At 69.9% G+C, this 17,260-nt stretch carries 14 protein-coding genes and 1 tRNA gene; 10 read left to right on the top strand and 5 right to left on the bottom strand.

The window, feature by feature from the left end:
* Positions 1-2: 2 nt before the first annotated feature.
* The 5 genes from ACTWLI_RS08300 to ACTWLI_RS08280 all read left to right on the top strand — a co-directional run bounded on the left by ACTWLI_RS08300 (position 3) and on the right by ACTWLI_RS08280 (position 6,058).
* Positions 3-950, top strand: a complete 948-nt coding sequence (locus tag ACTWLI_RS08300; protein WP_445153450.1) for a metallophosphoesterase — start codon at positions 3-5, stop codon at positions 948-950.
* A 651-nt stretch (positions 951-1,601) separates the two neighbouring features.
* A complete protein-coding gene (locus tag ACTWLI_RS08295; RefSeq protein ID WP_445153449.1) occupies positions 1,602-1,973 on the top strand; it encodes a LysM peptidoglycan-binding domain-containing protein in 372 nt (123 codons plus the stop codon).
* Between the two features lie 210 nt (positions 1,974-2,183).
* The gene (locus tag ACTWLI_RS08290; protein ID WP_445153448.1) at positions 2,184-4,001 is read left to right on the top strand and encodes an ABC transporter ATP-binding protein; all 1,818 of its coding nucleotides are present in this window, start codon (positions 2,184-2,186) and stop codon (positions 3,999-4,001) included.
* On the top strand, positions 3,998-5,866 hold the full coding sequence (locus ACTWLI_RS08285; RefSeq protein ID WP_445153447.1) for an ABC transporter ATP-binding protein: 1,869 nt from the start codon (positions 3,998-4,000) through the stop codon (positions 5,864-5,866). Before ACTWLI_RS08290 ends, ACTWLI_RS08285 begins: the two co-directional genes overlap by 4 nt.
* Positions 5,867-5,981: 115 nt before the next feature.
* Positions 5,982-6,058, top strand: a tRNA-Pro gene (locus tag ACTWLI_RS08280).
* Between the two features lie 128 nt (positions 6,059-6,186).
* On the opposite strand, the gene ACTWLI_RS08275 is transcribed toward ACTWLI_RS08280, so the two are convergent.
* Positions 6,187-6,405 (bottom strand): hypothetical protein, encoded by a 219-nt coding sequence (locus ACTWLI_RS08275; protein ID WP_445153446.1) that lies wholly within the window; start codon positions 6,403-6,405, stop codon positions 6,187-6,189.
* Positions 6,406-6,533: 128 nt separating this feature from the next.
* Between ACTWLI_RS08275 and ACTWLI_RS08270 the strand changes: the two genes are divergently transcribed.
* Positions 6,534-7,802 (top strand): helix-turn-helix domain-containing protein, encoded by a 1,269-nt coding sequence (locus tag ACTWLI_RS08270; protein ID WP_445153445.1) that lies wholly within the window; start codon positions 6,534-6,536, stop codon positions 7,800-7,802.
* 39 nt (positions 7,803-7,841) lie between these two features.
* Here the strand turns inward: ACTWLI_RS08270 and ACTWLI_RS08265 are convergent, their stop codons facing one another.
* Positions 7,842-8,789 (bottom strand): phosphoribosylaminoimidazolesuccinocarboxamide synthase, encoded by a 948-nt coding sequence (locus tag ACTWLI_RS08265; protein ID WP_445153444.1) that lies wholly within the window; start codon positions 8,787-8,789, stop codon positions 7,842-7,844.
* Positions 8,786-10,111, bottom strand: a complete 1,326-nt coding sequence (gene purD, locus ACTWLI_RS08260; protein WP_445153443.1) for a phosphoribosylamine--glycine ligase — start codon at positions 10,109-10,111, stop codon at positions 8,786-8,788. The genes ACTWLI_RS08265 and purD overlap by 4 nt, the downstream gene beginning before the upstream one ends.
* Positions 10,112-10,363: 252 nt before the next feature.
* Between purD and ACTWLI_RS08255 the strand changes: the two genes are divergently transcribed.
* The 3 genes from ACTWLI_RS08255 to ACTWLI_RS08245 are packed head-to-tail and all read left to right on the top strand — an operon-like array spanning position 10,364 to position 13,447.
* Entirely contained in the window at positions 10,364-11,980 is a 1,617-nt protein-coding gene (locus tag ACTWLI_RS08255; protein ID WP_445153442.1) for a molybdopterin-dependent oxidoreductase, read from the top strand.
* Positions 11,981-12,020: 40 nt separating this feature from the next.
* Complete coding sequence (locus tag ACTWLI_RS08250) at positions 12,021-13,037, top strand: asparaginase (RefSeq protein WP_445153441.1); 1,017 nt, start codon at positions 12,021-12,023, stop codon at positions 13,035-13,037.
* Positions 13,038-13,039: 2 nt separating this feature from the next.
* Positions 13,040-13,447, top strand: coding sequence for a sterol carrier family protein (locus ACTWLI_RS08245; RefSeq protein WP_445153440.1), 408 nt, complete (start codon positions 13,040-13,042; stop codon positions 13,445-13,447).
* Between the two features lie 72 nt (positions 13,448-13,519).
* Here the strand turns inward: ACTWLI_RS08245 and ACTWLI_RS08240 are convergent, their stop codons facing one another.
* Positions 13,520-14,278 carry an SDR family oxidoreductase gene (locus tag ACTWLI_RS08240; protein ID WP_445153439.1) on the bottom strand — a complete coding sequence of 253 codons (759 nt, stop codon included), beginning with the start codon at positions 14,276-14,278 and terminating at the stop codon, positions 13,520-13,522.
* 147 nt (positions 14,279-14,425) lie between these two features.
* Here ACTWLI_RS08240 and ACTWLI_RS08235 point away from each other — a divergent pair, with 147 nt between their 5' ends.
* The gene (locus ACTWLI_RS08235) at positions 14,426-15,367 is read left to right on the top strand and encodes a CHAD domain-containing protein (protein ID WP_445153438.1); all 942 of its coding nucleotides are present in this window, start codon (positions 14,426-14,428) and stop codon (positions 15,365-15,367) included.
* Positions 15,368-15,461: 94 nt separating this feature from the next.
* Here ACTWLI_RS08235 and selB read toward each other — a convergent pair whose 3' ends face one another.
* Positions 15,462-17,258, bottom strand: a complete 1,797-nt coding sequence (gene selB, locus ACTWLI_RS08230) for a selenocysteine-specific translation elongation factor (RefSeq protein WP_445153437.1) — start codon at positions 17,256-17,258, stop codon at positions 15,462-15,464.
* Positions 17,259-17,260: the final 2 nt, after the last annotated feature.

Raw genomic sequence — 17,260 nt, 5'->3', positions numbered from 1 at the left:
CCGTGGCCGTCGGAGCCAACCTGGCCAGCCGCGCCCGAAGCATCGGGCGCGGCTTTGCCGTTACTGCCGCGGCCACCGCCGCTGCCGGAGCCGCCGCTGCCGGCTACGGCCTCTGGGAAAAGAACCAGTTCGAGCTGCGCGAGGAAACCCTTGCCATCCTGCCGCCGGGCTACGGCCCGCTCCGGGTGCTGCACTTGAGCGACATCCACTTCGTGCCCGGCCAGCATAAGAAGGCCGACTGGCTGCGGTCCCTCGCCGCGCTGGAACCGGACCTGGTTGTCAACACCGGGGACAACCTCAGCCACGTCAAAGCCATCGATCCGGTACTGGAGGCGCTGCGGCCGCTGATGCAGTTCCCCGGCGTTTTCGTCCCCGGCTCCAATGACTATTTCGCTCCGAGGCTCAAGAACCCCGCGTCGTACCTGCTCGGCCCGTCGAAGTCCCGGCCCGACCCGGTCCAGCTGGACTGGCCTCGGCTCCGGGCGGGCTTCGGCATGTCCGGCTGGGTTGACCTGACCAACCGCTGCCAGTCGCTGATCATCCGCGGGCTGCGCGTCGACTTCTCCGGCGTGGACGATCCGCACCTGCGGCTGGAACGCTACGCCGGCTGGCCCCGCGGCACCAAGGGGCAGGATGCCAAGCCGCACCTGCGGATCGCGGTCGCCCACGCCCCGTACCAGCGCGTCCTGGACCACTTCACCGAAGACGGTGCTGACCTGCTGTTGGCCGGTCACACCCACGGCGGGCAGATCTGCGTGCCGGGCTATGGGGCCCTCGTCGCCAACTGCGACCTGCCGACCTGGCGTGCTCGCGGGCTGCGGGACTGGGAGAGCCAGGGACGTACGACGCCGGTGAACGTCTCCGCCGGCATCGGCACCTCCCGCTTCGCCCCGGTACGGATTGCCTGCCGCCCCGAGGCCGTGCTGCTCACCCTCACCGCCCGGTCCTGACCCCGGCGGGTCCGCGCCGGCTCCCGGCGCTGGGCGGCTTCCCGCAGGACATGCCCGTCCCCGGCCCGCTGGACTGGGCATAATCCGCCATGCCCACTCCCCGCCGCGAAGAATGGGCATGTCCGTCGGAGTTGGGCTGGAAAGAATGAGTGTGCTCAAGCCTGCAGACAGCGGATGAGCATGTCCGGTGGGGATGCGGGGCACTTCTGCGCTTCATCGCGCCGTGGCGCGGAGGCTTGACATTACTCCAACGAATCTATGAAATGTCTGGGGATCATCTTTCCAGAAGGATGGTCGAATCTTTGGGGGAAGCTCGCGCCGCGATTCCAGACTGAATGTTGGTTCGGGACCGTCGTCGCCAAACCGTGTGCGACCGCGACTCCCGCCACTATCAAGGGCTGGAGTGCTTTGCCAACGACGTCGCCGCACGCCCGGGAAGAGCAGTCCCTGCGGTCATCGGCGCTGCGGCGGATCTGCGTCACTGCGGCCGCGGCCTGTCTCATCGCGGTCGCCGTAGCGGGCTGCGAGTACCCGGCGCAGCCGACAAAGCCAAGGGGCGGCGCCGCTGTTGAAGCCGGCTCGGCATCCCCGGTACCGGCTACCGCAGCAGGAGCAGGGCCCAGAGCCGGAGCGCTGCGGGGCCAGACCGAATTGAACAGCTACTACTTGGCCGTCAGGTACACCTGCGTCGACGGGGACACCTGGGAGGCGGTCGCCCGCGAATTCGGGATGGACGCCGAGGTTCTTAGGAAGTTCAACAAAGCGGAAACACTCAGAGCCGGAGCAGTCATTGATCTGCGCGGCGAAGAGACTCCCCAACTGGGAGCCGGCGGATCGTTCATCTCCAATCCGGATGGGACTTCGACGTACACCGTCGCGGCCAACGACACGTTCTCCGGAATCAGCAGCCGATTCGGGGTGCCCGCTTACGCGCTGCGCGGAGCAAACGTGTCGCTTTCCGGCAAGGGGGCCGAGCTGCTAGCCGCCCCCGGGGAGCAGCTCACCATTCCCGGCACCCGCTAGGCCGCGCAGACCAGCCCCCGGCCGCGCAGTCCCCCACCTGGCCGGTCCCGCCGATCCCGCCCATAGCCATTGCGGACCGTAATTACTGGGCCAGATTCCGGAACGGCCCGATATCCTGTGAAGCGGGTCACCCGATGGCCTAGGGTAGTTGCTAAAGGAAACTACATTCAGTTGCGTAATTCATCTCGCAGTTGCCGTTAAGAAGCAGGCATGGCCAAGCAGACCCCATTTTTCACGTCAATCCGCCGTCTCTACCCGCATGTCAGGCCGATCATGCCCCGGCTGGTCATGGGCTTGGTCAGTGCCCTGCTGGCCAGTATCGTCGCTCTGGCCATTCCGCAGGTACTGCGGGTCCTCATCAATGATTGGCTGACACCCGGCGGAAGCAGCCAGGCCGTCTGGATCGCGTCGGCCGTGATCCTGATGCTGGGCATTGCCGAGGCGGGGCTTGTCGCCCTGCGCCGCCAGTTCGTCATCAACCCTGCCACCACGGTGGAGACCCGGATGCGGGTGTCGCTGTACAACCACCTGCAGGACCTGACCGTGTCCTTCCACGACCGTTGGGGTTCCGGGCAGCTGCTCTCCCGCGCCATGACGGACCTGAACTTCCTTCGCCGCTGGATGGCATTCGGCGCCATCATGCTGGTGGTGACCACCCTGACCGTAGTGATCGGCGTCGTCGTCATGTTCGCCATGAGCTGGCAGCTGGCGTTGATCTTCCTAGCTGCCGCGGTGCCGATCATGATATACGGCTTCCGTTTCCGGACCCGCTTCAGCAAGGTCGCCCGGCGCAGCCAGGACCAGGCCGGGGATCTTGCCACCACGGTTGAGGAATCCGTACACGGCATCCGCGTGCTCAAGGCGTTCGGGCGCAGCCGGGAAGCGCTGGAGAACTTCAACGAACAGGCCGAGGAGCTGCGCCAGACGGAGATCGCCAAGGCCAAGCACCTGGCCACCTTCAGCCTCGTCGTCACTCTGCTGCCCGAGCTCGCGCTCGGCGCCGGGCTCGTCGTCGGCGTCATGCTGGCCGCCGCGGGGCAGCTGAGCATCGGCTCGCTCGTGGCCTTCTTCGCCACGGCAGCCGTGATCGCGGCGCCGGTGGAGTTCTGCGGCCTGCTGCTGGCCATGGCACTCACCGCCAAGTCCGCCGTCGACCGGCATTTCGAGGTCATGGAATCGGTCAACACCATCACCAGCCCCGAGCAGCCCCGGCGCCCCGCCGAGCTGAGGGGTGCCTTGTCCTTCCACAACGCCACCTTCGCGTTCGAGGACGCCCCGGACAAGCCGATCCTCAAGGACATCTGCCTGGAACTCCGGCCGGGCGAGACCATGGCCCTGGTGGGGATCACCGGCAGCGGCAAGAGCGCCCTGCTGCAGCTGGTCCCCCGGCTGTTCGACGTCACGGCCGGTTCGGTCACGATCGACGGCGTGGACCTGCGGGAGTTCAGCGTGGAGGACCTGCGCGCCATCGTGGCAGTGGCCTTCGAGGACACCACCTTGTTCTCCAGCTCCGTCCGGGACAACGTGCTCCTCGGCGTCCGGGCCGACGAATCGGCGGAACGGCGGGAGCAGATCCTGGCCGAGGCGCTGGACACCGCCCAGGCCCACTTCGCCTACTCCCTGCCCGAAGGCCTGGACACCCTGATCGGGGAAGAGGGGCTGAGCCTGTCCGGCGGCCAGCGGCAGCGCATTGCCCTGGCCCGCGCCGTTGCCGCCGGGCCGAAGGTGCTGGTCCTGGACGATCCGCTCTCCGGGCTGGACGTAAACACCGAGGAACTGGTCGAAGCCCGGCTCCGCGAGGTCCTCAGGGACACCACCACCCTGATCGTCGCCCACCGGCCCTCCACCGTGGCCCTGGCCGACCGGGTGGCGCTGCTCGAGGACGGCCGGATCGCCGCCGTCGGCGCCCACACGGAACTGCTCGCCGAAAACAGCCACTACCGCTACGTCATCGCCAGCCTGGACCCGGAACCCCGGGACCTCGACTCCGAACTGTCCGCGCTCGAGGCCGAGGAGCTGTCCCGATGACCACCGCCACCTTCGGCACCGCCAACGAAGACAACGCGCACCTGTCCAAGGCCGAGAGTAAGGCCGTCCGGCGCCGCTCCCTGGCCCTGCTTGGCTCGCTGATCCGCCCGGTCCGGCTGCGGTTCTGGCTGACGATTGCCGCCGTCGTCCTCTCCCAGGCCGCGCGGGTGGCCGGGCCCGCCCTGATCGCCTTCGGCATCGACCACGCCCTGCCGGCCCTGCGCGCCGGAGACAACCTTCCGCTGGTGCTGGCCGGCGCCGCCTACCTCGCCGCGGCGGTCGCGACGGCGTGGCTCACCGCCCTGTACGTGACCTCCACCGCGCGGTTGAGCCAGGCCATGCTGCTGGACCTGCGCGTCCGGGTCTTCCGCCAGACCCAGCGGCTGAGCCTGGAGTTCCACGAGAAGTACACCTCCGGCCGCATCATTGCCCGGCAGACCTCGGACCTCGAGGCCCTGCGTGAACTCCTCGACTCCGGGGTCAGCTCGCTGGCATCGGGCTTGCTGTTCATGATCTTCACGGCCGTGACCGTCTTCGCCCTCGACTGGCGCAGCGGGCTGCTGGTGCTGGCCGCCGGCGTCCCGATGTGGTTCCTCTCCCGCTGGTACCAGAAACACTCCCAGATCGCGTTCCGGGAGTCCCGCGTCGTCTCCGCCCGGCTGATCGTCCACTTCGTCGAGACCATGACCGGCATCCGCGCGGTCAAGGCCTTCCGCAAGGAGCCCCAGAACGCCGCCCGCTACGCCGAACTGGCCGAGGATTACCGCAAGGTCACCGTCCGCTCGATCAACCTCAACGGCGTCTTCCAGCCCGGCCTGGTGCTGATCGGGAACGTGTGCGTCGCCGTCGTGCTGCTCACCGGTGGCTTCCGGGTCCTCTCCGGCGACCTCGCCGTCGGCGTGCTGCTGGCCCTGATCCTTTCCGCCAAGCGGTTCTTCCAGCCGGTGGACCAGATGGCGATGTTCTACAACTCCTTCCAGAGCGCGCAGGCTGCGCTGGAGAAGGTCTCCGGGCTGCTGGAGGAAGTGCCCACCGTCCGGCCGCCGAAACATCCCGTGGCGCTGCCCGCGGCGCAGGGGCGGATCGATTTCGAGAACGTCGAGTTCCGCTACGGCGACGGCCCGGTCATCATCCCGGCCATGGACCTGCACATTCCGGCGGGCCAGACGGTCGCGCTGGTGGGCCAGACCGGCGCCGGCAAATCCACGCTGGCCAAGCTGATTGCCCGCTTCTACGACGTCTCTTCCGGCTCGCTCACGCTCGACGGCGTGGACCTGCGGCAACTGACGACGGCGGACCTGCGCCGCAACGTCGTCATGGTGACCCAGGAAGCGTTCCTGTTCAGCGGCTCGGTCGCGGACAACATCGCCCTGGGCCGGCCCGAGGCCTCCCGCGAGGAGATCGAGGAGGCGGCCGCGGCCGTGGGCGCCCATGAATTCATCATGGCGCTCCCGGAGGGCTACGACACCGACGTGAACAAGCGCGGCGGCCGGGTGTCGGCCGGGCAGCGGCAGCTGATCAGCTTCGCGCGGGCGTTCCTGGCCCGGCCCGCCGTCCTGATCCTCGACGAGGCGACGTCGTCGCTGGACATCCCGTCCGAGCGCATGGTCCAGGCCGGGCTGGCGAGCCTGCTGCGCGGCGCCGGATCCGGGGGCGGGGGCACCGGCGGCGACAAAGCCGGCGCCGGGGCCGCCGGCCGTACCGCGCTGATCATCGCGCACCGGCTCTCCACCGTCGAAACCGCGGACCGGGTGCTCGTGGTCCACGACGGCCGTGTCGTCGAGGACGGCACCCCGGCCGAGCTGATCGGCGGCGGGGGCCGGTTCGCGAAGCTGCACGGGGCGTGGAAGGACTCCCTGGTCTGAGCCGCAACGCCGCTCGGAGCCGGAAACCCGGGCGGCCGCGTCCGGGACCGGGCCCGATTTCGCATCCGGGGCCGGAATCGGATACTCTTGTGAAGTTGCTTTTGAAGTAACGGATCGGGATGTGGCGCAGCTTGGTAGCGCGCGTCGTTCGGGACGACGAGGTCGCAGGTTCAAATCCTGTCATCCCGACCAGTCACAAAGAGGGCCCTTCATACGAAGGGCCCTCTTTTGCTTTCCCGGCGCGGCGCACCCGCCATCGTTCCGGCACAAAAAACAGCCCCGGCCGCGTCAGACGCGTCCGGGGCTGTTCCGTTGGCTGCTTACATCGGGTCGGGCCAGTTGCCGACGTTGGTGGAGTAGGTCATCGGGTCAGGCCAGTTGCCCACGGCCGAGGCGACCCGCATCGGGTCGGGCCAGTTGCCCACGGCGGTAACGCTGCTGGTGTCGGCGATGGAACCTGCGGACAGAACGGCCGGAGCCGCTGCGGAGAACGCCAGGGCACCCGCCAGGGCTACGCCGGCTGCAATCTTCTTCAACATAGAGTTCCTCATTCGAGTCGGAGTCGTTACCAAGTCAGTACTGCCCTTGTTGACATACATTGTAAAATTTCTTCCACAGAGACTGTCAAGCATTTAGTATAAGAAGTGTCCGGAATGAGGTGGTATCCGTGGGGAACGGATTCGGGGAGAAACTCCGCGCGGAACGGCTGGAGCGTGGGCTGACGCAGGCGGAGCTGGGGAGGGATTTGTACTCCCCCAGTTACATCTCCCTGCTCGAAACCGGGCGCCGCGAACCGACGGCCGACGTGATCGAGGAACTGGCCCGCCGCCTGGAGCTCGCGCCCAAGGCGCTCGAAGCCTGGAGCCAGCCCGTCTCGGTCAGCGACGCCGAATACGTGCTCGCCGGACTGTACGCTCGGCAGGCCTGGGACCTCCGTGACTATCCGCTGGCCGCCAGCCACGCCGCCAATGCCGCCCAGATCGCACTGGAGGCCAAGAACACCAGCGCCTGGTGGAACATGACCTACATGCAGGCCGAGTGCCTGATCAAGCAGGGCCGGTGGGACGACTGCCGGACCATCGTGCAGCGGCTGCTGGACCACCCGATGGCGGCCGAGTCCGCCGGCCTCGGAGTCCGCGCGCGGCAGATGCTCGCCGCGGCGGCGCAGGGCCAGGGCCAACTGACGACGGCGGTGGAGAACTCCCAGGAGGCCGTGCGGCTGTGCGCCCAGCTCCCGAAGGGCTCCACCCTGATCATCGGCGCGCTCCGGGCGTTGATCGGCGCCCTGGCCGAAAGCGGCCGGCTGGATGAGGCCTGGCAGTACTGCCAGGAGATGAATGAGCAGATGGAGGGCCAGGCCAACTCCCAGCTCGCCGGCGAGGTGGCCTGGGTCGTGGGCAACGTGGCCTTCATGCGCCACGACTACGCCGAAGGCATCAAGCACCACGAGAAGGCCGCCACGCTGCTCTCCCCGGCTAACGACATCGACCTCTGGGCCCGCTTCAACAAGGCTTCCGCCGCCGTGCGGCTGTCCTCCGGCATCGTTGAGCCGGAGACCCTGTCCGCCATCGAGCGGGCCGAATTGGCCCTCTCGATCGTCGGCGGCAACAAGACCGACCGCCTCGAGGTGGCCTTCATCCGGGCGCGCTGGCTCTACCTGACCGGCGACATCGTGGGAGCGGTGCAGAAACTGCGCGAAATCCACGCCGAGCGCGAGGTCCTCGCCAAGCACACCGCCGGAGAAGTCTCGCTCCTGCTCGGCAAGGCGCTCAAGGCCGCCGGTGAAGCCGACGAAGCCCTCGTCTTCCTCGATGAGGCGCAGAAGGAATTCAGCGCCGCCGGGGCCTCGGACCGGGTCCAGCAGGCGATGGACGCCGTGCTGGAGATCCGGCTGGCCCAGCGCCGCGCCGCAGCTGCTGCCGGCAGCAGCACCTAGCCGCCGGCAGCAGGACCTAGCCGCCGCCGGCAGCAGCACCTAGGCGAAGGTGCGGCCGGTCAGCTTTTCGTACGCTTCGACGTAGCGGCTGCGGGTGCGGGCGACGACGCCGTCGGGCAGCGCCGGCGGCGGCGAATCGGAAGACCGGTCCCAGCCCGATTCGGCCGAGGTCAGCCAGTCGCGCACGTACTGCTTGTCGTAGGACGGCTGCGCCTGGCCGGGCTCGTATGTGGCGGCGTCCCAGAACCGGGAGGAGTCCGGCGTCAGGACCTCGTCGCCGAGGGTGATGACGCCGGTCGCCGGGTCCACCCCGAACTCCACCTTCGTGTCGGCCAGGATGATGCCGCGGCCGCGGGCGATCTCCTCGGCCTTCGTGTAGATCTTCAGGGTGAGCTCCCGCAGCCGGGCGGCGATATCCTCGCCCACCAGCTCCACGACGGCGTCGTAGGTGATGTTCTCGTCGTGCTCCCCCACCTCGGCCTTGGCGGAGGGGGTGAACACGGCGTCGGCCAGGCGCGAGCCGTCCACCAGCCCGTCCGGCAGCGGAATGCCGCAGACGGTGCCGGACTCCCGGTATTCGACGAGCCCGGAGCCGGTCAGGTAGCCGCGGGCGATGCACTCGACCGGGAACATCTCCAGCTTCTTGCAGATCATCGCGCGCCCCTCAACCGCGGCGGGCACGCCGCCGTCGACCGTGGCGGCGAGGACGTGGTGCTCGACGCCGAGCTGCTCGAACCACCACAGGCTCAGCTGGGTGAGGATGCGTCCCTTGTCGGGGATCTCGCTGGCGAGCACATGGTCGTAGGCGCTGATCCGGTCGCTGGCCACCACCAGGACGCAGTCGTGCCCGATGCGTTCGGTGATGGAGCTGTCCGCGGGGACGTAAAGGTCGCGGACCTTGCCGGAATAGACGTGCTTCCAGCCGGGCAGTTCAGGGGCCGCGGTCGCGAGGCCGGCTGCGGTGCCGGCGGAGTCGGGGGTGTTCATGCCTGGGCCTTCGCTTTCGCGGCGGCGACAGCCGAAGCTGCCCCGGGCGCCGTTACCTTGATTTCGCCGCGGGCGGCTTTGCCTCCGATGTCGGTGCGGAACTGGCTGCCTTCGAGCTGGACTAGTTCGACGCCGTCGTACGCCCGTTCCCGGGCCTCCACGAGGTCCGCCCCGAGCGCGACCACGGCGAGGACGCGGCCGCCGGCGGAGACGACCTTGCCCTCGTCGTCGAGCCGGGTACCGGCGTGGATGACGTGCACGCCCTCGATCGCCTCGACTTTCTTGAGCCCGCGGATGCGGTCGCCGGTGCGGGGCATGCCCGGGTAGTTTTCGGCGGCGACGACGACGGCCACCGCCGATTCCTTGGACCAGCGCAGCGGCTGGACCTTGTCCAGTTCGCCCTTGGCCGCGGCCATCAGCAGGCCGCCGAGCGGCGTCCGAAGCCGCGCCAGGACCGCCTGGGTTTCGGGGTCGCCGAACCGGACGTTGAATTCGATGACGCGGGTGCCGCGGGAGGTCAGGGCCAGGCCGACGAACAGCACGCCCACGAACGGGGTGCCGCGGTGGGCCATCTGGTTCACGGTGGGCTGGGCGACGCGTTCGATCACTTCGTCCACCAGGTGCTCGGGGGCCCAGTCCAGCGGGGTGTAGGCGCCCATGCCGCCGGTGTTGGGGCCCTCGTCGTTGTCGTAGATGCGTTTGAAGTCCTGCGCGGGGGAAAGTGCGACGGTGTTGGTGCCGTCACAGAGCACGAACAGTGACACCTCGGGGCCGTCGAGGAACTCCTCGATAACCACGGAACCGCCGGCGTCGAAGCAGCTCTGGGCGTGGGCCAGCGCCTCGTCGCGGTCGCGGGTGACGACGACGCCCTTACCGGCGGCCAGCCCGTCGTCCTTGACGACGTAGGGGGCGCCGAAGGTGTCGAGGGCGTCTGCGGCTTCCTCCGGTGTGGAGGCCACGCGGGCCATGGCAGTGGGGACGCCGGCCTCGGCCATGATGTCCTTGGCGAAGGCCTTGGACGCCTCGAGCTGCGCGGCGGCCTTGCTGGGGCCGAAGACCGGGATCCTGGCCTCGCGGACCGCGTCCGAGACCCCCGCGGCCAGTGGCGCTTCCGGACCGACGACTACGAGGTCGACGGCGAGCCGGGTCGCCAGCGCTGCGACGGCGGCGGGGTCGTTGGCGTCGATGGCGTGGGTGGGGACCAGCTTGCTGATTCCGGCATTGCCCGGGGCGGCGTGGACCTCCGAGACGTTCGGGTCGGCGAGCAGGGATCGGACAATGGCGTGTTCGCGGCCGCCGGGGCCGATGACAAGTACCTTCACACTTCCCAAGGGTACGTGGTGGACCTTGCAGGCTCCTAAGCTGTGACTAGCACCGGACATGCCCGTTTTTGGTCCAGCCACAGCCCCGCTTCGGGACCGGACATGCCCAATGCTGGTCGCGAGGAGTGGGCATAACGGTCTATGCCCACTCCTGCCCCACAGGAACGGACATGCCCGATCTTGGTCTAGCCACAGCCGCGCCGGAGGACCGGACATGCCAATCCGCGGTCCCTGCCGCTCCGAATCCCCGGTATGACAACGCCCAGCACCCGGAAGCCCGGCACCACCACGAAGCGCGGCAAGCGGTCGGCGCTGACCGGTCCCGCGGCCCTTGCCGCACTGGCCGGCGTGGTCTCGGCCGCCGTCGTGTTGGCCGTTGCGGAACTGGCCGGCGCGTTCTTCTCGTCCCGCGCCACGCCGCTGGTGGCGCTGGGCTCGACCTTCATCGACTTCACGCCGCCATGGTTGAAGGATTTCGCCATCGCGACCTTCGGCACCAACGACAAGGCCGCCCTGTTCGTGGGCATGGGCCTGACGATCCTGCTGCTGGCCTGCGTGCTGGGCATCGTGGCGTACCGGAAGTGGTTCCTCGGCGCCGCAGGCGTGCTGGTGATGGGCGTCGTGATCGTGGCCAGCGTCGTGACCCGGGCCGGCGTCTCACCGCTCGACGCCCTGCCGTCGCTGCTCGGCACCCTGGCCGGGCTGCTGGTCCTCCGCTCCCTGATCGGCAAGCTGTGGCGGCTCGACGAAACCCAGAGCGCGCCGCACGACGGCGGTGCGGCACCGGTGGACCGCCCTGCGACGACCCGCCGGGCATTCTTCACCGCCACCGGCATCACCGCCGCGGCAGCGGCGGTCGCGGCCACGGGCGGACGGCTCCTCGGGGCCGCCCGCAGCAATGTGGCGGCGGCGCGCGACGCCCTGAGACTCCCCGCCCCGGCCAAGCCGGCGCCCGCCGTACCTGCCGGGGTGCAGTCCAAGACGCCCGGCGTCACCCCCTGGCTGACCCCGAACAAGGATTTCTACCGTATCGACACCGCACTCAGCGTGCCGGAAGTCGACGTCCAGTCCTGGGAACTCCGGGTCCACGGCATGGTGGAACAGGAGGTCCGCCTGAACTTCCAGGATCTGCTCGACGCCCAACTGATCGAATCCCACGTGTCGCTGACCTGTGTCTCCAACCCGGTCGGCGGCAACCTGGCCGGCAATGCCAAGTGGCTGGGCATGCCCATCCGTGACGTACTCAAGATGGCCCGGCCGACCGCGGGAGCGGATATGGTCCTGTCCACCTCGGTCGACGGTTTCACCGCGTCGACGCCGCTGGAAGTCCTCCAGGACGGACGCGATGCCATGCTGGCCATCGGCATGAACGGTGAGGCGCTGCCGCTGGAGCACGGTTATCCGGTGCGCATGGTGGTCCCGGGCCTCTATGGGTTCGTCTCGGCCACCAAGTGGGTGGTGGACCTGGAGGTGACGCGGTTCGCCGACAACAAGGCCTACTGGACGGAGCGCGGCTGGTCCGAGCGCGGCCCGATCAAGACCATGGCCCGGGTGGAGGTGCCCAAGTCCTTCGCGAAGGTCCCCGCCGGCAAGGTCGCCCTCGGCGGCACGGCCTGGGCCCAGACCCGCGGCATCTCCAAGGTGGAGGTCCAGATCGACGACGGGCCGTGGACCGCAGCTGTCTTGGCGGCCGAGGCGTCCGTGGTGACCTGGCGGCAGTGGTCCTACGAGTGGGAGGCCGCGCCGGGACCGCACTACATCAAGGTCCGCGCCACCGACGGCACCGGCGAGCTCCAAACCGACCAGCGCGCCGATCCCGTGCCCGACGGCGCCTCGGGCTGGCAATCCATCATGGTGACCGTGGAGTAGCTAACCCGGTCCGGAGGTCCGCGCACCATAGACTGGCAGCATGCCTTTGAACCCGCATGCCACCTTCACCGTTGACTCCGCCGTCGAACTGGCAGTGCTGGAACGCAGCGGCTTCGTCGAATCCCGGCACATCGGCTCCGCCGTCGTGCTCGCCGCCGATGGAAACGTCGTCACGGAGCTTGGCGACATCACCACGCCGGTCTTTGCCCGCTCGACCCTCAAGCCCCTGCAGGCGCTGGCGTCCATGCAGTCCGGCGTCCCCTTGCGCGGCGCGCAGGTGGCGATTGCCTGCGGCAGCCACGTCGGGTCCCTCGACCACATGGACGTGGTGGAAGGCATGCTTGAGGCTGCCGGCGCCAAGGAGGACCAGCTGCAGTGCCCGGCGGCATGGCCGGAGGACGAAACGGCCCGCACCTGGCTGGTCCAAACCGAGCGCGGAAAGTCGCGGCTGGCTTTCAACTGCTCCGGCAAGCACGCGGCCTTCCTCTGGGCCTGCACGGAGAACGGCTGGGACACCCACAGCTACCTTGAGCCGAACCACCCCCTCCAGCAGCGCATCCGGTCCGTGATCGAGGAGTACTGCGGCGAACCGATCGCCCACCTCGGCATTGACGGCTGCGGCGCCCCGGTGGCCGCCGTCTCCCTCACCGGCCTGGCCCGCGCGTACTCGCGGTTGGCCAAGGCGCCCGGTGACAAGAACTCCAACGCCCGCGCCGCGACGATCGCAACCTCCATGCTGGACTACCCCTGGGCCGTGCAGGGCAGGGGTCAGGCCAACACGATTGTGATGGATGACCTGGGGATCATCGCCAAGATCGGCGCCGAGGGCGTCCTGGTCATGGCGACCCCGCAGGGCGTCTCGGTCGCGATCAAGATCCTCGACGGCAGCATCCGTGCCACTACCCTCGTAGGCCTGACCCTGCTCGCGGCCGCGGGCGCCGTCGACATCCCGGAGGTCTCCAGCGTGTTGGACAGGGTCGTCGAACCGGTGCTCGGCGGCGGCCGGCCGGTCGGCAAGATCCGCCTGGGCAGCGCCGTGTCGGCGCTGTTGGACTAGCCGTGGCAGTCCCCAGGCGCCGCATCCCCGTGGACGAGGGCAAGGCGGCGCTGGCCGCCTGGCGGGATGCCGCCGCAGGGGAAGCGGAAACCCCGGATGCCGGAACCGCGGCGCCGCAGCCCCCGGTTCCCCGCGCCACGCTCGCGACGGCGGTGCGCTATTCGCTTGAAGAGGTCGCCGCCCGGGTCCCCGGGAACTCGGTGGAGGTCCGCGTGCCCCCGTTCGGGGTGACCCAGTGCATCGAGGGCCCGCGCCACACCCGCGGCACTCCCCCGAACGTCATCGAGTGCGACGCCGCCACCTGGCTCGGCATGGTGACAGGGCGGCTCCGCTGGGCGGACGCCGTCGACGCCGGCCGGGTCGCCGCGTCGGGGCTCCGCGCCGATCTGTCGGGGCTGCTTCCGCTCTAGCGGCACCCCGACGCCACTGCGGCCGACACCTCGACGCTACCGTGGGCACCGCCGCACGCCGGCGGGGAGGGTTCAGCCCCGCCCGAGGAACGGCATCCCGGCCGCGGTGACGACGAGGGAGCCGACATTGGCCGAGGCCGGCATGCCTGCCATCAGCACGACGGCGCGCGCCGCGTCCTCCACGGGGAACGTCGGCTCCGTCCGGCGGCTGCCGTCGGGCTGCAGGGCCCCCGCACCCACCCCGATCGCATCCATCAGTTCCGTGGCGGCGTTGCCGATGTCGATCTGGCCGCAACTGATCCCGAAGGACCGGCCGTCAAGGTCGATGCTCTTCGTCAGTCCCGTGATCGCGTGCTTGGTGACGGCGTAGGCCACGCTGCGGGGCCGGGGCGAGTGGGCAGCAATGGAGCCGTTGTTGATGATCCGGCCGCCCTGGGGTGACTGCGCTTTCATGGCCCGCACCGCGGCGGCCGCGCAAAGCAGCGAGCCGGTCAGGTTCACGGCGAGGGTGGCCTCCCAGTCCGCCACACTGATCTCGTCCGCCGAGGCGGTGGGGCCGAACACGCCGGCGTTGTTGAACAGCACATCCACTCTCCCCCACCGCTCCAGCGTCGCGGCGAAGAGCCGTTCGACGTCGTCGGGCCGGGTGACATCGCAGGGAACCGTAAGTGCCCGGGCGTGGCCCGCCCCGGTCTCCAGCAGGGGAGCTTCCCGCCGCCCGGCGAGCACTACGCGGTACCCCTCCGCCAGCATGAGCCGCGCCACCGCCCGACCGATCCCTGAGCCGGCTCCGGTGACCACGGCGAGCGGGCCGAGGTGGTGGTGTGTCATGCGCGCTCCTGGGATGGCCGGTGGAACAACGGTCCCGGACAGCCTATGCCGAGATGACAATTCGCGGCAGTTCCGGAGACAAACATTGCCGTGATCTGCCATCTCGCGGCCCACGTCAGGGCCTTGCGCCACGAAGTAGAGTGAAGCGTGGCAACCACCGCGGGCGAGGCCCTGCTGGCCTACCTGGGCCAGCAGCTCGACGAGTTGCGCCGGCAGGCGCCCGGGGTCCGGGGGAAACAGCCGGAAGCCGTCCACCAAATGCGTGTTGCGGCCCGCCGTCTCCGCTCGCTGCTGGCCTCGGGCCGGCCGTTGTTCGACGACGGCGCCGCGGAACCACTCCGGGACGAACTGCGCTGGCTCTCGGGGCTGCTGGGCGCGGCGCGCGATCCGGGAGTGGTCCGCGAGAGGCTCGCGACGCTGCTCGCCCAGGAGCCTGCGGCGTTGCGCGGCGTTTCCGGCCCGCACGGTCCGGCCGCCACCCGGATCGACGGGGAGCTCAACGCCCTGGCCGCGGCGGGATTCGACGCGGTCCTGGATGCGCTCGGAAACGAACGCTATGCCCAGCTGCTGGCGGAGCTGGAACGGCTCGTCACCGATGCTGCGCTGTCGCCGAAGTCCGCCGGCGCTGCCGGAGCGAGGTTCGGCAAGATCGTGGCAAAAGACCGGCGGCGGTTACAGCGCGCCGTCACAGCGCTTCCGGCAAGGGCAGACGACGGCGAAGCCCGTGATGCCGGCCTGCATGAGATCCGCAAGGCGGCGAAACGGCTGCGCTACTCGGCCGAGTTGGCCGCCTCACTGCCCAAACGCACCGGGAAGAAGCGGCGCCGGAGCGCCAAACGGACAGCGAAGTCCGCGCGGAAAATCCAGCAGTTGCTGGGCCTGCACCAGGACAGCGTGGTGGCACGGCAGCGGCTGGCGGAGCTGGCCCGTCGGGCGCAGGACAGCGGCGAGAACGCCTTCATCTACGGACGGTTGCACGCAAAGGAAGAGGCCCTGGCGGCCGCCGCCGAGCGTGACTTCCTGGACTTCTGGGACTCGGCGTCCCGGCCGTCGCTGGGCGGGTTGAGGACAAAACAGCCACCACGCTAGCGGCCCAGCAGGCGCTGCCTCCCGCCCTGGAACACGCGGCACGGACTGCGCGGCCGGACTGCGCGGCCGGCCGCCCAGACTTAGCGCCCGCGGGTCAGCGCACTACGGTGCGGTGGCCGGCATCCAAGCGCCGGGTCCAACCGCGCGAGTCAAGGTGCTCCAGCAGTGGAACCGCGATCCGGCGGGTGGTGTCGAGCGCCTGACGCGCCTGGCTCGTAGTGAACGGCTGCTCCAGGCGGGCCAGCGCACGCATGGCAAGGGCCGGCGCCGAAGGTAGCAGCACGACCCCGTCGCGCAACCGCAGCAGGCGCCCCGCCCGATCGGCGGCAGCCAGCTGGCGGGCGCCTAAGCCCAGCGCGGCCAGGTCATCGGCTTCCGGGGCGTGGAATGGGGACGCGGAAAGCCGGCGCTCCAGCTCGGCGACGGCGGGCTCGGCGGCGCCGAGGTCGTCGCGGCTGCCGGGCACCCGGATGTGTCCGGCGTCGGCCTCGAGCGTCGCGCCGTCGATCACGTGCGGCAGCAGCCGTTCGTCCGGCAGGCTCAGCAGGCCGGCCGCGGCTCCCATGGAGAGCCCGGGGGCCAATGGGTCCCGTTGCCGCAGCTCCTCGACGGCTGTCCGCAACCGCTGCTGCCACGCCTCGAGAACGGGAGCGTGCACCCACCACTCCCCCACGACGTGGATATCGTCATACTCTGCGGGGTCCTGACCGGTCAGCAGGCCCAGCCGCCTCAGGTGGTCCTCCCGGACCGCCCCGCGGGCCGCGACCGCCCCGGCGAGGTCGCCGGCGGGATCCATCGCGGCGAGCCGCTGCGCCCACTTGGCCCCGTCGCCGCGGCGGACCAGGTCGGGCGGGTCGGCGTCGAGGATGCGGGCGCCGCCCAGGACGGAGTGCCGCCCGGGGTCGCGCAGCACCAGCCGGTCCCCCAGCACCAGCGGCAGGGCCCGGTCGAGGACCAGACGGGCGAGGTCGGCACCGAAAGGACGCAGCCGGGCCGGGACCGCGGCGGTTCCCACGTGCACCATGATGTTCTCCGGCACCTCCGTGTATTCCAGGCCTGAGGCGCGCTGGATGCCGACGACGGCGGTGGTGGCCCAGGCGTCCGGAGTCACCAGCACGTCGCCCCGGTGGATCTCTGCGGGGCCGACGTCGCGGAGGTTCAGCGCCACCCGGCTGACCGGTTCCACGGAGGTCCGCGCGGTGTCGCAGCTTTGCAGCCCGCGGATGGCCACCGGCCGCCCGGTGGCGTCGCCCAGCAGCATCAGCCGGTCGCCGCGGGCCAGGGTTCCGGCGGCGAGGGTCCCTGTCACCACGGTCCCGGAGCCGGTGATGGTGAAGGACCGGTCCACCCAGAGCCGCACCCGTCCGGTCAGGGTTGGCGCCGGCACCCGGGCGAGGACGTCGTCGAGCGCGGCGCGCAGGTCGTCCAGCCCGGTCCCGTCGATGGCGGAGACGGCGACTGCGGGCGCGTCGCGCAGGCCGGTTCCGGCCAGCTCCGCGCGGGTCCCGGCCAGTACCTCGGCGCGGCGTTGCTCTGTGGCCCGGTCGGACCGGCTCAGGACGATCACTCCGTGCTCGATGCCGAGGGCCACGACGGCGTCCCGGTGGTCACCGGACTGTGCCTGCCAGCCCTCGTCGGCGGCCACCACGAAGCAGACTACGGGCGCCGGGCCGATGCCGGCGAGCATGTTCCCGAGGAACCGCTCGTGGCCCGGGACGTCGACGAAGGCCACGTCGCGGCCGGAGGGCAGCGTCGTCCACGCATAGCCCAGGTCGATGGTCAGTCCGCGGCGGCGTTCCTCTTCCCACCGGTCCGGTTCCATCCCCGTAAGGGCGCGGACCAAGGTGCTCTTGCCGGAATCAACGTGCCCGGCCGTGGCGATGACGTGCATAA

The organism is Arthrobacter sp. Hor0625 (assembly GCF_052567525.1).
Note: the sequence above shows the minus strand (reverse complement) of the source record. Positions and strands in the feature narration are given on the sequence as shown.

Coding starts and splice junctions, on each gene's coding strand:
- ACTWLI_RS08290 (WP_445153448.1), top strand. CDS start 2,184: ATGGCCAAGCAGACCCCATTTTTCACGTCAATCCGCCGTCTCTACCCG.
- ACTWLI_RS08285 (WP_445153447.1), top strand. CDS start 3,998: ATGACCACCGCCACCTTCGGCACCGCCAACGAAGACAACGCGCACCTG.
- ACTWLI_RS08275 (WP_445153446.1), bottom strand. CDS start 6,405: ATGTTGAAGAAGATTGCAGCCGGCGTAGCCCTGGCGGGTGCCCTGGCG.
- ACTWLI_RS08265 (WP_445153444.1), bottom strand. CDS start 8,789: ATGAACACCCCCGACTCCGCCGGCACCGCAGCCGGCCTCGCGACCGCG.
- ACTWLI_RS08255 (WP_445153442.1), top strand. CDS start 10,364: ATGACAACGCCCAGCACCCGGAAGCCCGGCACCACCACGAAGCGCGGC.
- ACTWLI_RS08250 (WP_445153441.1), top strand. CDS start 12,021: ATGCCTTTGAACCCGCATGCCACCTTCACCGTTGACTCCGCCGTCGAA.
- ACTWLI_RS08240 (WP_445153439.1), bottom strand. CDS start 14,278: ATGACACACCACCACCTCGGCCCGCTCGCCGTGGTCACCGGAGCCGGC.
- selB (WP_445153437.1), bottom strand. CDS start 17,258: ATGCACGTCATCGCCACGGCCGGGCACGTTGATTCCGGCAAGAGCACC.